Genomic DNA, 14,179 nt, shown 5'->3' on the forward strand with positions numbered 1-14,179 from the left:
TGTTTTGTTAGGTTTTTCACAGTTCCCACGCGAGCAATACTAATGATACGAAAAAAAAGAGTAAATATGGTAATGGTCTGCCGATACCTTCTACAAAGATTGAGGTCCTAAACCAAATAGACAAAAAAAGAAGTATTAGAGTGACTATTGCCCACAAATAGACTTTTGCTCCATTTGGGTTTCTTAATACCCTGACCTCGAACTTTTTAAACAAAGAAACATTTTCGCTGGCGCGAATTGTCAATGCTTCTCCTTTAAAGAACTCATTGTTGAATGTCCCATAGTTTAGCGTCCCATAATACCGTTTTGTTTGCCCAGAGTAGCTTGCTGATCTAGGGTTTAAGACTAATGACCAGTTTTCTGTACTGCCTTCCGCTGGAAGAAACTTGAGAGTTACCTTTTCTTGACTTGTTTTGCGTGAGCCACCGTAACTTACGGTGACTCTGAAATGTTCAGAATCCATTCTATTTATTAAGCAAACAGACTCTTTTTTAGTAACTAAGTCTGCACTGCATACGACGTCAGGGTTTGAAAGTTCACTTTGGAAGACGATTAAAAACCATATAAAACTTAACCCAGAGAGTGAAAAGAGAACTTTTGAACGGGTGAATAATTTCACAAGAAACCTAACGCCTCGTTTAAGGGGCAGAAACACATGGGCTACAATGCGAAGCAGCCCATGTGTTTGTGTCCCAGTGTGCGACAGCACACGCCTTAAAACGTTTGTTAGGTGTAACAATATCAACGAAGAAAGTCACAGTAAAAACCACCCTAATATCATTGCATGAACGGTCAGAATTACAATCTTATTTGCAACGCACAACGCTGTACTTTGGCTGGATAAATTGTGTTTCTTGTAGCCACTTAACAAGATGAAACTATACCAATACATGTACTTTTTTGGTGTAGCCCAGTAGCTCGGTTTGCCTAGCGAGATAAAAGTTTCATAGTCATTTCGCTTGAGGGAACTCGACAATTTGATATCGAGCGCGATAGCCGTAATAACGACGATTGCTAAGATTAATGCGTAACTTTCCATGTGGCTGTATCTCCCACCTACACCTAACAATTTAATCGTTCCCAAAACGGTACGATTTCCCGAACCGGAACGGTATTTTTGTCCGTTTGAGTTTACTTAAGGATTAACCTTAACCTAATGCTCTGATTAATAAAAATCGTATTTGGTGTTTTTTGCTCAAAAGTTAAAAACACCAAATCGACTTGCAGGTGAATTTGACGTTTTTCACGCATTTAAACCATAAAAAACCAGCTTGTAGCTGGTTTCGTTATTATTTCTTTTGTCTTGCTGCTAATTTTTCAAGCTGCTCTTCTGTGGCAGGTAGCTGATGCTTTTCCTTCCACTCAGAGTAAGGCATCTTGTAAATTACCTCGCGTGCAGCTTCGTAATCGACATCAGCCCCCTGCTCGCTTGCAGCTGCTGAATACCATTTTGCTAAGCAGTTACGACAAAAGTCAGCCAAAATCATTAGGTCGATATTTTGTGCATCTTTATTCGCGTCTAGGTGTTCAACCAAACGGCGAAATACCGCAGCTTCTACTTCGGTTTGAGTTTGCTTATCCATTTTTTACCTCTATAAAGCGCTTTTTGCTATTAGATTCGATGTGTGGGTGAAATCGTAAAACGCAACACGTAATTCGTTACCAAAGCCTAAAACGAAAAAAGGGAGCCAAGCTCCCTTTTTACTTAAACACTATAAATTGGGTTATCAGTTAACCCTCATTAATATTACTCTGCGTCGTCAGACTTTGGTGCAGGCTTTTCTAGAAGCTCTTTTATGCTTAGGCGTACACGGTTTTGGCGATCAATTTCCATAACCTTAACGTCAACCATTTGGCCTTCTTCTAGGTAGTCAGTTACTTTGTTCACACGCTCATGCGCGATTTGTGAAATGTGAACAAGGCCTTCTTTACCTGGAAGTACTTCTACAAACGCACCGAAGTCTACAATACGTGTGATCTTACCGTTATACGTCTTACCAACTTCAATTTCAGCCGTTACTTGCTCAATCTTGCTAATAGCGATGTCTGCTTTCGCACGCTCGGTCGCGAAGATCTTGATAGTACCGTCGTCTTCAATCTCAATGTTAGTGTCAGACTCTTCAGTAATTTGACGGATCATTGCGCCGCCTTTACCGATAACGTCGCGGATCTTATCTTGGTCAATCTTCATTGTGTAAATGCGTGGCGCAAATTCACTTAGCTCTTCACGGTGACCGCCAATCGCTTCGTCCATTACGTTAAGAATATGCAAACGTGCTTCTTTTGCTTGTTTAAGCGCAATCTGCATGATTTCTTTAGTAATACCTTCAATTTTAATGTCCATTTGAAGTGCAGTAATACCTTCGGTAGTACCCGCTACTTTAAAGTCCATGTCGCCAAGGTGATCTTCGTCACCAAGAATATCAGAAAGTACTACAAAATTGTCGTCACTCTTTACAAGGCCCATTGCAATACCTGCAACCGACGCTTTAATTGGTACACCTGCATCCATTAGCGCTAGTGAAGTACCACATACAGACGCCATTGAAGATGAACCGTTTGATTCTGTGATTTCAGAAACCACACGTACTACGTACGGGAATTCTTCCTCACTTGGCATTACCGCTTGAATACCACGCTTCGCTAGACGACCGTGACCAATTTCACGACGCTTAGGCGAGCCAATCATACCGGTTTCACCAACACAGTATGGAGGGAAGTTGTAATGAAGCATGAAACGACTGTCGCGCTTACCTTGAAGCTCGTCAATCATCTGTGCGTCACGCTCTGTTCCAAGCGTAGCAGCTACAAGAGCCTGAGTCTCACCACGTGTGAAAAGCGCAGAACCGTGAGTACGTGGAAGAATACCCGTAGCTACGTCTAGTGCGCGGATCATTGCAGGATCACGTCCATCAATACGTGGGGCGCCTGAAAGGATGCGTGAGCGAACCACGTCAGACTCAAGTTCGTGAAGAAGGTCTAGTACTTCTTTCTTGTCTTGCTCTTCGTCTTCAGCAAGGATAGCTTCTAGAGCTTTCTCGGTTGCTGCAACAACTGCGTCTTTACGCGCTAGTTTGTCAGAAATCTGATAAGCAGCTGTCATTTCAGCTTCAGCTAGTGCTTTTACTTTGTCTTTAAGCGCAGTATTTTCTGCTTCTGGTGCCCAGTCCCACTTCTCAGTGCCAACTTGCGCAGCAAACTCATTAACTGCATTCACTACAGTTTGAAGTTGCTCGTGACCAAACATTACCGCACCTAGCATAGTGTCTTCAGAAAGCACGTTTGCTTCTGATTCAACCATAAGTACCGCACCTTCAGTACCCGCAACAACAAGGTCTAGTTCGCTGTCAGCTTGCTCTTCGTTGCGAGTATTTAGAATGTATTCACCGTTGCTATAACCAACACGTGCCGCACCAATTGGGCCGTTGAATGGAATACCAGAAATAGCAAGCGCTGCAGAAGTACCAATCATAGAAATTACGTCTGTAGGAATATCTGGATTAGCAGACATTACTGTTACAACGATTTGTACTTCGTTTTTGAAACCTTCTGGGAATAATGGGCGGATTGGGCGGTCGATAAGACGTGCAATCAGTGTTTCGCCTTCAGATGGACGACCTTCACGCTTGAAGAAACCACCTGGAATTTTACCCGCAGCGTACGCTTTTTCTTGGTAGTTAACAGTAAGTGGGAAGAAGTCTTGATCTGCTTTAGCTTCTTTTTTACCAACTACTGTTACTAGTACAGACGTGTCGTCCATGCTTGCAAGAACCGCAGCTGTTGCCTGACGAGCAATTACACCCGTCTCTAGAGTTACAGTATGCTGTCCATACTGAAATGATTTTGTAATAGGAGTCACTATTTGTCCTTTAATTTCAATCTTTATTTATCGCTTTTAAACGCGGCGCATAGTATAGCCATGAAGTGGCTTTAATACCACGATCAAATGCAGCACCACGTGGAATTTCTATTGCTAGCTAAATAATAGCACCCGTCGCGGCCTTCTGCGCTTCACCAATTTGTTTGGTATGAGCTTGGCTAGCTTCTGCCATGTGTGCATTTAGCTGGCGTTGCTCTTCTTTTTGTGCTTTAAACCACAAACTTAACCAATCTGAATACATCTTATGTTCTAATTCATGAGCTTCTGCGGTCGGGCAAAACAAGCTTACTTTTACTACCACTTTTGCCAGTTCGTTGGTTTTTATTTCAACCTCAGGGTCAATGCGAATAAACTCTTGCTCTAAGTGACGCTCAATTAGCCCTTTATATCGTTCCGCTACATCGCGAAAGTACTCACAATGAGCTTGTGCCCTTGCTTGAAATGCCGGTAACAAACTGTACGCATTAACAGAGGGTTCGTTAACTATCTCAAATGAATGCAAACGATAACGGCGCATAAAGTTCAAATTGCGCACAGTTTGTGTAACCAATTGACTATTGGGAACATAAACGTGCTTACCCGTGTAGTTAAACGTTTCTGGATCAACTTCTAGCAACGCCGTTTTTGCCCAATCCATTTCAACCACTTCACCAATGATATTGTTCATTTGGATCCAATCACCTACTCTGAACGGTCTTGCACCCAGATAGTAAATAAACCCCATAAAACATTGAATAAATTCGCGAGTGGCTAAAACAATTGCAACCATAAACGCGGCAATTGAAATTGCAAGGGTCTGAATTTCAGATGACCATACCATCATTAACACAATAATAATGAAGGCGTTTCCAAGCTGTTCAAGAATATTTATTTGATTACGTCTGTCCTCACCTCGGTGAGAGCTACGACGCTTTATTAATCGTAGTACACCCTTTTTGACGTAATGTAGAAGAGTAATTAGCACCAGAGAAGTGAGTAGCTTGTATTCATACGCAAACGCTATGGTTTGATGCCATAACTGCGCTGGCTCTATTACAATCTCCATGAGGCCTCTCCAAATAACTAATAATTCGCACATAAAGTCCGAATAGTAAACAAGCGGTAAACTTTTGATAATGAATAAAAAAAGCGCTGACATTTGCCAGCGCTTTTCATTATGAAGCATACAAGCTACAGGTACAATCCCGACCAGTTAGCTCGCTGGAATTTTACTCAATACTATTGAATAAAATCGATGTACAAAAGACACTTAGTCGCGAATTTGACCTTCACCATTTACCAAGTACTTTTCTGATGTCAGCGATTCTAAACCCATTGGCCCGTATGCGTGTAGCTTGGTTGTTGCGATACCAATTTCCGCACCTAAACCTAGTTGACTGCCGTCAGAAAAACGCGATGACGCATTTACCATTACCACACTAGCATCAACCGCACGCTGGAATAGCTTACCTTTCTCAGCATTTTCGGTACAAATAACCTCGGTATGGTTACTACCAAATTGGGCTATGTGTTCTACCGCAGCCTCAAAATCATCTACCACTCTAATGGCAATTTCTAACCCTAAATATTCTTCGCCATAAGCGTCCTCGGCAATAACATCTGCGCCGTCGAAGTACTGACTACCTTTTTCGTTTACGTGCACGGTTACGCCTTTTTCTTTAAAGGCTTCCGCCACTTTCGGCAAGAAGTCACCTGCTACCGCTGAATGTACAACTAACCCTTCTAGCGCATTACATACGCCGGTGCGTTGCGTTTTACCGTTTAACAATAATGCCATCGCTTTATCAAGGTCAGCATCTTTGTCTACGTAAAGGTGACAAACCCCTTTAAAATGCTGAATAACCGGCACTTTAGCATTGTCAGTTACGTAGTTAATCAGCCCTTCACCGCCGCGAGGAATAATCACATCGATGTAATCACGTTGTTCCATCAACTCCTGCATTAAAGCACGATCAGGGTTTGGTACTACTGTAACTAACGCCTTAGGCAAGTTGTGTTTTTCCAATACGTCTTGCATCAATTTAGCAATAGCAAGGCTAGTATCTAAGGCCTCTTTACCACCACGTAGTATTACGGCATTGCCCGATTTGAAACACAACGCGCCAGCATCTGCTGTAACATTTGGACGGGCTTCATAAATCATGCACACTACGCCCAATGGAATACGCATCTTTTTAATTTCAATGCCGTTTGGACGCGTACCAATAACGCGCTCTTGGCCTACTGGATCGTCAAGATTAACAATTACCTCTATGCCTTCAGCCATCGACTCGATGCGCTCTTCGTTTAGAATAAGACGATCTACCATCGCTGCATCAAGGTTGTTCTCTTTAGCTCGCGCCACTTCCTTTTCGTTAACCGCAATAATAGTATCTTTATTTGCGCGAATAGCCGCTGCCATGTCAGTTAACACCGCGTTTTTCTGGCTTTCACTTAAAATCGCCAGTGTACGTGCAGCTTGTTTTGCCTGTTGTGCTAACTCTGTAATAATACTCATTCTTTCTCCAGATTTGCTATGTGCTGATCAGAAATAATTGGCCCAGTTTTCTCCTCAAACTCGTTGGCAAATTCTTCGTTTTCCTGATTCGCTATAAAATTCAATAAACAACTACTGTAATTTGACTTTGCTTTAACTAATTTAGTGCCATCTTCTTTACGCACTAAAATGGTATCGCCTACCGAGAACTCCCCTTTCACGTCAATAATTTCGCTACTTGTCAATTGTTCTGCGTCGCGATGTAGAGAGGCGTCAAAATCTCCTTCTACAATTACCTCACCCTGCGCATTTGAAGTGTGTCGCATCCAATGCTCATTTTCTTGCATTGGCTTAGCATGAGGCTTGAAATGCGTACCGGGATTCTCCCCTTTTAATAACATATTAAACGACAGCTCTGTAAAGCCGTTAATAATATATGTATCTATGCCATGTGAAACTGCTTTCTCAGCTGCTTGTATTTTGGTGCGCATACCACCTGTACCCACACCACCTTTCACGGCGCCGCCTGCCATTGCATAAATTGACTCGTCAATAGTCTCAACAGACTTCAACAATTTAGCGTCATCATGCTCATGTGGGTTTTTATTATATAAGCCATCAATATCCGAGCAGATAATAAGTGCATCAGCGTCGGCAGCAGCAGCTACCATTGCGGAAAGGTTATCGTTATCCCCTACTTTTAATTTGTCTGTAGTTACCGTGTCATTTTCATTCACAATGGGCAAAATATTATTGTCCAATAAGCTAAATAACGTTTCCCTAATACTCACATAACGTTCTCTATCACGTAAGTCAGCGTGCGTTAGCAATATTTGTGCTGAAGGAAAATCAAATAACCTGTCCCACGTTGCAATCATCTCGGTTTGACCCGCTGCCGCCATGGCCTTTTTAACCGCAATGTTCGACTTTTCTAGCTCTGGAAACAAGTGTGCACCTGCTGCGACCGAGCCAGAAGAAACCAGTACAACCTGCGTACCGTTCGCTCTGCATCGCACGATAAACTGCGCAATACTTAGTAAGTAATGGCTACTACACCCTTTTTGATTGGGTGATATTAGCGCACTACCTACTTTAATCACTACGCGTTTCCAATTCGGATTACTCATAATAAACTCTTTTACCTTAAAATTGTTGATTCGCTAATTCTTTACTGGCTTGCATAAAAATCGCTTGTACGTTTTTCGAAGGGCTGTCGCTGTAACGACTAACCAGATAAAGCGTCAACGTACTTACTGCAAACCCTGGAATAATTTCATAAATTACACTGCTTAGTGTTTTGCCATCAGCCAAAACTGGCGCATAAATCCAAAACAACACCGTAACCGCACCGCTTATCATGCCTGCCAATGCTGCATTAGGTGTTAAGTCTTTCTTAAACAAACAAAACAACACTAACGGTCCAAATGCGGCCCCAAAACCAGCCCACGCATTACTCACTAAAGACAAAATTGTATTTGATGCATCTAAAGCTAATAACAATGCCACTAGTGCAACACCGGCTACACCATAGCGGCCAATAGTGACGGTTTTCTGCTCCGTGACTTCTTTCTTCACAACCACGCGATAAATATCTTCAGTTAATGAACTTGCACTAACCAATAGTTGTGAAGAGATAGTACTCATGATGGCCGCCAAAATTGCAGCCATCAAAAAACCACTTATTAACGGATGAAACAGCAGTTGCGAAAAGATAATGAAAATTGTCTCTGGATCGTCAACCGTTAAATTAAATTGGTTAGCATAGGCAATACCAACAAAGCCTGTTCCAAGCGCACCGATAATGGTAACTAGCATCCATGACATACCGATATTACGCGCAGTTTTAATCGCTTTTACTGAACGAATAGCCATAAACCTTACAATGATGTGCGGCTGGCCAAAATACCCTAAGCCCCACCCCAAGCTCGAAATAAGACCAACAAATGTCAAAGTCTCTAGCGATTCTGAAAAACTTGGTACCGATTGATACGCGGCACCAGTCATCTGACTAACACTATCGAACTCAGTAAACGCGACAAAAGGAACAAGCACCAAGGCAACAAACATTATGCAACCCTGTACAAAGTCGGTCATGCTTACCGCAAGAAAACCACCCAATAACGTATAAGACACCACTACACCAAGGGTAATGAACAACCCTAACTGGTAATCAACAGAGAAGGCGCTTTCAAACAGCTTACCGCCAGCTACTAACCCAGCTGATGTATACAACGTGAAAAACATCACAATGATTACAGCAGAAACAATTCTTAAACTCGATTTTGGCGTATCAAAACGCTTCGCAAAAAATTCAGGTACAGTCAAAGAGTCGTCGGCTACCTCGGTATAGACCCTCAGCTTTGGTGCCACTAATAAATAATTAGCCAACGCACCAATAACTAAACCAATTGCAATATAAAGGGCGTCGAAGCCCGTTAAGAACATTGCACCTGGTAGTCCCATTAACATCCAACCAGACATATCTGATGCCCCTGCTGACAGTGCTGTAACCTGTGGACTAACTTGACGCCCACCTAAAATATACCCAGATATATCGCTTGTAGACTGTTTATATGCGAACAAGCCTATTCCTAGCATTGCCAGAAAATAGACGGCTAACGATATGTAGCTTTCCAATGGCATAACGTACGTTATTTCCTCTGTTGCTTAACATTCTGTTGTAGGCTATTGCTCATCTTTCAACCGACGAGTTCAGAGTTACGATCACGTCATTCCAAAAAACTTAAGGAAGCGCACCCAACAATTAAACCCGAAAATCAATAGAACAATAATCATTAGAGGTCTAACAATATAATGATTTTGAAAAATATTTCAAGCGTGAGATATAAACAACTTACTGTGAGCTCAACTTATAATGAATATTTCACCAACGATGTTTCATATACAAAAACACCCCACCAGCCATGAATTTTATCTTTAAAAACAAAGGTATGAGAAAATCCAAAATACTCGTGAAACAAAAAACTTTATCCACAATAAGCAGTAAACCCATACATTTAACATCAACTAAAACATTTTCAATTAAATCTTAATTACTATTAAACTCTACATCAATTACATAGCCACAAAGCAAACAGCGGGGGGAACAAAGCAGACTAAAATTTAAATTTATTAAACTTGAAATAGATATAAGAGAATTCTACTATCTGGTCGTTTTGGACTTCTTTTTGAGTTAATAATAGTTTCATATGTAGGCAATATACCTCTTGTATATTTCTATCTTGTCGCGGTTATCAGTATTCTTTCTGGTGGGACATTAATGAAGTTTAGTAAACATATACGCCATAATTAGGTACTATTTATGGGCATTTAACATTAGAATTGTTCTTAATGGGTAGCTTATGGATCTCATTTTTTTTGACCTTGACGGCACACTTTTAAATAAGTCGTCCCAAATCTCTTCTTATACACAAGAAACACTTAAGCTGCTTGCTAACAATAATATTGCTTTTACTGTTGCAACAGGCAGAACAATGCATTCGGCTCAGCGTGTTATGCAAGGCACCAAATTTTCACTACCCCATATTTATAATAATGGCGTAGCTATTTGGGACCCTTCTGGCGATTCCCTTATCCTTGAAAACCTTCTTGCACCTAATGAAGTAACTACTATCCTTGCCTGTGCAACAGAAAATGGTGTAACTCCCTTTATTAATACTGTGAATGTCGAAAGTCGTAACCGAGAACACGTTATTTATCACGCACCTGTAAAACACCGCGTGGAACTAGACCTTATCAAAAACCATTTTTCACGTACATCCGCTGTAATTGCGCCTATTGAACAATTACCGATGAATGCCCACGTTACAAACATTAGTATGATAGGCGACGCGCCGCTCATCTATGGCATGTTTAAAGAGCTTAATTTACAACCAGAACTTATAGCTTACTCTGGGCCTGCCATTGAAGGAAACGAGTTTCGATGGATGGATGTTCATCATAAACTAGCGAATAAAGGGAGTGCAGTAGAGATATTGAAAGCGCAACTTGGTGCCTCCAATGTTATCTGTTTTGGAGATAGTGACAACGACATCAGCATGTTTGAATTAGCTGACGAGGCCTATGCGCCAGCTAATGCAAAAACTATGATAAAGAACTTCGCGACATCGGTTATTGGTCATCACGACGAGGATGGTATTGCGAAGTTTCTAAGAAAGCGGTTTTCTCTTTAAACTAAGGTTTTTTGAGAAAACTTATCGCACTTACTTAATTTCTATCTCAGCTGGAGAAATTTTTTCCGATAAATAAAAGCAAAATGGAAAAACAATACTCCATATAATTCCCACAACAAGGTAGGTAACCAGTATACTTTCCCCTAACTCAACAGCGCCCAAATTCGCGCCGGCTATATAACTTAAAGGGGCGAATATTCCGCCAGCTAAAGCCGATACTGCTACCCGCCCTTGAAAGGCTACCATACTGTGATATACAGTGCCTGCGAATGCACACCACAACAAGCTTAACCAAACTGGTATGGGCCAAAAAGCCACTAATGAACGTTTTTCTTCAAATATAAAAACACCGACATGTGTCAGTACAGAATCGATAGCAGTGCCCATGACAAATAAGATGAACATTAGCTTAAGATCAGCCAGGCGTTTCGGCGAAAGCCACAGCCAAACTGTAATCAACAAACATACAAACCATACCGCATTATTTTGATAAAGAATGACTAGCCACCATATGGCCTGAAACCAAATAAAATTTGTCACTTTTAATACTATCTTTCTATTCATGCTTAGTGATTCTATTCAAACTTAACAGCGCAACTAGGTGTACGACAACGCGTACTAACAAGTTCAACCTTACATTCTATTCTTTCGTATTTTGCCAAATCGTGTTGCTAACATTAATTCCCGAGAAGAATTGTGAAATTATTTTACCCTGCTAAATCAAAAGGGACGCTTTATTGAGCATAGGCGAAAATTAAAGCGTGTTAATCTTTGCAGTAAGCTTAGTTGCAAAAACGTACTAAATAGGTCAACACGCTCTAAATAAAAATAATCGGAATGAACAAACTTGGTGTATACATGGTAGGTTTAACAACAAAGGAAATGTAATTTATGAAAATGGTAAAGTATTACGTACTAGGCGCAATAGCTTGTTGTTACTTAGCATACACCCTAACGCTTACTCTTGCCTCAGTTGCTTTCGCATGGATAGCTTTTTCTCTTATAGCAGTAAGTAGTGCCTATTTGCTTAACTACCCTAGCCTTTTTAGAAAGCGCGAAGATGGCTCTATTCCATTATATATTCGCTGGGTATTTGTTCCCTTTCTACTTGGATCATGGCTTTACAATGAATACGCTAGGCGCACCGACAAAGTGCCACCACTTCAAAAAATTGCGCCTCAACTTTTTCTAGCGTGTAGAATGTCTGGTCAACATGTTGACCTTCTCAAATGTAATAAAATTGATGCAATCTTAGATGTTACTGCAGAATTTGATGGTCTTGATTGGACCGCGTATCAAGAAGACTTTCGCTATTTAAATATTCCGGTACTCGATCATACAAGCCCAACACCTGAACAGTTGGTAATGGCAATAAACTGGCTTGATCAACAAATAACTGCTGGAAAAAATGTGGTTGTCCATTGTGCACTTGGTAGAGGTCGCTCGGTTTTAGTCGTCGCTGCGTTTTTACTTTCGAAAGACACATCACTAAGCGTCGACCAAGCACTAAAGAAAATAAACAGTATTCGCCAAACAGCCAGATTGAATCAAAGACAGCTTGCTGCGCTTACTAAGGTGAAGGAAGGTGGGCTACTCTCACTTCAGAAAAAGCTCGCGCTTATTGTTAACCCCGTTTCCGGTGGTGGAAAATGGCATAAATATAGAAACGACATTCTTTCACGGTTAAATGAAAAATTCAGTGTTGAAGTTAAACAAACTACACCTGAAATTAATGCTACCTCGCTAGCACAACAAGCTAAAGATGACGGTGCTGATATCATTGTAGCCTGTGGCGGAGACGGTACGTTAACAGAGGTAGCAAGCGCGCTTGTAAATAGCAACATAACTATGGGGCTCATCCCTTTAGGCACTGCGAACGCACTTAGCCAAGTATTACATGGGTATTTGAGTAAGGTGACACCCATCGACATCGCATGCGACACTATTATCAATGGAAACGTTCACGCCATAGATACTGCGCGTTGCAACAACAAAGTAATGTTACTAGTTGCAGCTGTTGGTTTTGAAGAGCAAATGATTTCGTCCGCAGACCGCGAAGAAAAAAATGTAGGTGGCCAATTTGCCTATTTAAAGGGGCTGTGGAACGCCATTTCGAACAACGCTGATCTCACGTTTACTCTTTCACTAGATAATAAGAAACGCGAGACATTAACAACCCCCAGCTTTGTTATCGCCAATGCGGCCCCCATTACCACCGCTTTGGCACAAGGAGCAGCTGAACCCGACGTCATGGATGGCAAGCTGGATATCACTTGGTTAGTGCCACAATCTAGCTCAGATAAGCAATTTTTGTCACTCGCGGAACTGGTATTTAGCCCAAATGAATCAAAAGTAGAATCTAGCCGTATTCGTCATACTCAGGCATCGTCGATTACTCTAAAATTTGACAAGACGACTTCTTATGCCGTTGATGGTGAGATATATGAAGATGACAAACTCGTTATTGAGACACATCCACGAAGCCTAAACGTTTTAGCTAGTGCGCTTTAGGTAGTGAGTATTGTAAAGCGCAATAGACGAATATTAGTGCTCATTGAATACGGTCAACTGCAGAGTTTCACTAGACAGGCCTTACTTGCAATACCCTGTACACAATGCCTGTATGGTCTGTAAAAATTACTTACAGGTCTATATTAGTGTATCTCTAACTTAGGAGAATATAAAAATAGCCATATAATTCATAAACATATATCCCATTAAATCTTGGAACAAAACTCGCTTTGTCTATTGTGATTCTATTTAACTGAGGAAGAAGCCATGAAAATTTTTGAAGCCTTACGTCAAGATCATGAAAAACAACGTTTACTGCTAAAAATTTTAACCGAAACCAGTGGCGACACAGCAGCGCGTCGAGAGTACTACCAAGAGCTAAAAACACAGTTAGAAAGTCATGCCATTGCAGAAGAGCGCTTCTTTTATACGCAACTGATTAAGAAAGACCAAACTGTCGATATGTCTCGCCATGGCATTGCAGAGCATCATGAAATTGATGAACTTATCGAAAAAATAGACAAAACTGATATGAGCTCGCCAGCGTGGCTACGCCACCTAAAAACGCTTCAAGAAAAAGTGGAACATCATCTAGCGGATGAAGAAGAACAGTTCTTCCAAGTAGCAGGTAAAGTCCTAAGCGAACAACAAAAAACTTCCCTAGCAACCCAGTATCGACAAGAAATGGAACAGTCGCTCAAAGAAGAGTCTATTGCTTAAAGTAGTTTATGGCTACTATTTAACTGAAAAGCCAGCTTCATACAGCTGGCTTTTCTATCAGTAAGGCGACGAAAGAAGTAAAACAATCGCCACCGTAATGGGTTATCTAATTTTCCGCAACCCTATTTTTTCGCGATAATATACACCGCATGGATAACACCCGGAAAATAACCAAGTATGGTAAGAAGTATATTTATCCAAAAATGTAAACCAATACCCACTTGTAAAAACACCCCCAAAGGAGGAAGTAAAATTGAAAGTAAAATACGAATAATATCCATCTCAAATTCCTTGTTATAGAACAAACTTCTTATTTGCATAGCGAAAACAACCAAAAAATGGTGAGTAAAGCGCTATTCGTGGTACAAATTCAAACTAATATGAGTTCCTTGACTGTTT

At 41.1% G+C, this 14,179-nt stretch carries 12 protein-coding genes; 3 read left to right on the forward strand and 9 right to left on the reverse strand.

Features of this window, described 5'->3' with window-relative positions:
• Positions 1–16 precede the first annotated feature (16 nt).
• From EYR97_RS05255 to putP, 7 genes are all read right to left on the reverse strand, one after another.
• Positions 17–619, reverse strand: coding sequence for a hypothetical protein (locus tag EYR97_RS05255; RefSeq protein ID WP_131092782.1), 603 nt, complete (start codon positions 617–619; stop codon positions 17–19).
• A gap of 670 nt (positions 620–1,289) precedes the next feature.
• Positions 1,290–1,583, reverse strand: coding sequence for a DUF1244 domain-containing protein (locus EYR97_RS05260; protein ID WP_131092783.1), 294 nt, complete (start codon positions 1,581–1,583; stop codon positions 1,290–1,292).
• A gap of 164 nt (positions 1,584–1,747) precedes the next feature.
• On the reverse strand, positions 1,748–3,859 hold the full coding sequence (pnp, locus tag EYR97_RS05265) for a polyribonucleotide nucleotidyltransferase (protein ID WP_131092784.1): 2,112 nt from the start codon (positions 3,857–3,859) through the stop codon (positions 1,748–1,750).
• 118 nt (positions 3,860–3,977) lie between these two features.
• On the reverse strand, positions 3,978–4,925 hold the full coding sequence (locus tag EYR97_RS05270; RefSeq protein ID WP_131092785.1) for a mechanosensitive ion channel family protein: 948 nt from the start codon (positions 4,923–4,925) through the stop codon (positions 3,978–3,980).
• 204 nt (positions 4,926–5,129) lie between these two features.
• Entirely contained in the window at positions 5,130–6,377 is a 1,248-nt protein-coding gene (locus EYR97_RS05275; RefSeq protein WP_131092786.1) for a glutamate-5-semialdehyde dehydrogenase, read from the reverse strand.
• Positions 6,374–7,483: a glutamate 5-kinase gene (gene proB, locus EYR97_RS05280; RefSeq protein ID WP_131092787.1), complete on the reverse strand. Its 1,110-nt coding sequence runs from the start codon at positions 7,481–7,483 to the stop codon at positions 6,374–6,376. The genes EYR97_RS05275 and proB overlap by 4 nt, the downstream gene beginning before the upstream one ends.
• Before the next feature lie 16 nt (positions 7,484–7,499).
• The gene (gene putP, locus EYR97_RS05285) at positions 7,500–8,999 is read right to left on the reverse strand and encodes a sodium/proline symporter PutP (RefSeq protein WP_131092788.1); all 1,500 of its coding nucleotides are present in this window, start codon (positions 8,997–8,999) and stop codon (positions 7,500–7,502) included.
• A 719-nt stretch (positions 9,000–9,718) separates the two neighbouring features.
• On the opposite strand from putP, the gene EYR97_RS05290 reads away from it, so the two are divergent.
• On the forward strand, positions 9,719–10,549 hold the full coding sequence (locus EYR97_RS05290) for an HAD family hydrolase (protein ID WP_131092789.1): 831 nt from the start codon (positions 9,719–9,721) through the stop codon (positions 10,547–10,549).
• A gap of 30 nt (positions 10,550–10,579) precedes the next feature.
• Here EYR97_RS05290 and EYR97_RS05295 read toward each other — a convergent pair whose 3' ends face one another.
• Complete coding sequence (locus EYR97_RS05295) at positions 10,580–11,113, reverse strand: DUF2878 domain-containing protein (protein ID WP_131092790.1); 534 nt, start codon at positions 11,111–11,113, stop codon at positions 10,580–10,582.
• Positions 11,114–11,440: 327 nt separating this feature from the next.
• Here EYR97_RS05295 and EYR97_RS05300 point away from each other — a divergent pair, with 327 nt between their 5' ends.
• Positions 11,441–13,060, forward strand: a complete 1,620-nt coding sequence (locus EYR97_RS05300) for a diacylglycerol kinase family protein (RefSeq protein WP_131092791.1) — start codon at positions 11,441–11,443, stop codon at positions 13,058–13,060.
• Positions 13,061–13,327: 267 nt separating this feature from the next.
• Positions 13,328–13,780: a hemerythrin domain-containing protein gene (locus tag EYR97_RS05305; protein WP_131092792.1), complete on the forward strand. Its 453-nt coding sequence runs from the start codon at positions 13,328–13,330 to the stop codon at positions 13,778–13,780.
• A 122-nt stretch (positions 13,781–13,902) separates the two neighbouring features.
• Here EYR97_RS05305 and EYR97_RS05310 read toward each other — a convergent pair whose 3' ends face one another.
• A complete protein-coding gene (locus EYR97_RS05310) occupies positions 13,903–14,061 on the reverse strand; it encodes a YqaE/Pmp3 family membrane protein (protein ID WP_131092793.1) in 159 nt (52 codons plus the stop codon).
• Positions 14,062–14,179 lie beyond the last annotated feature (118 nt).

Source organism: Alteromonas sp. KUL42 (assembly GCF_006538325.1).
In the GTDB taxonomy this organism is placed as follows: domain Bacteria; phylum Pseudomonadota; class Gammaproteobacteria; order Enterobacterales; family Alteromonadaceae; genus Alteromonas.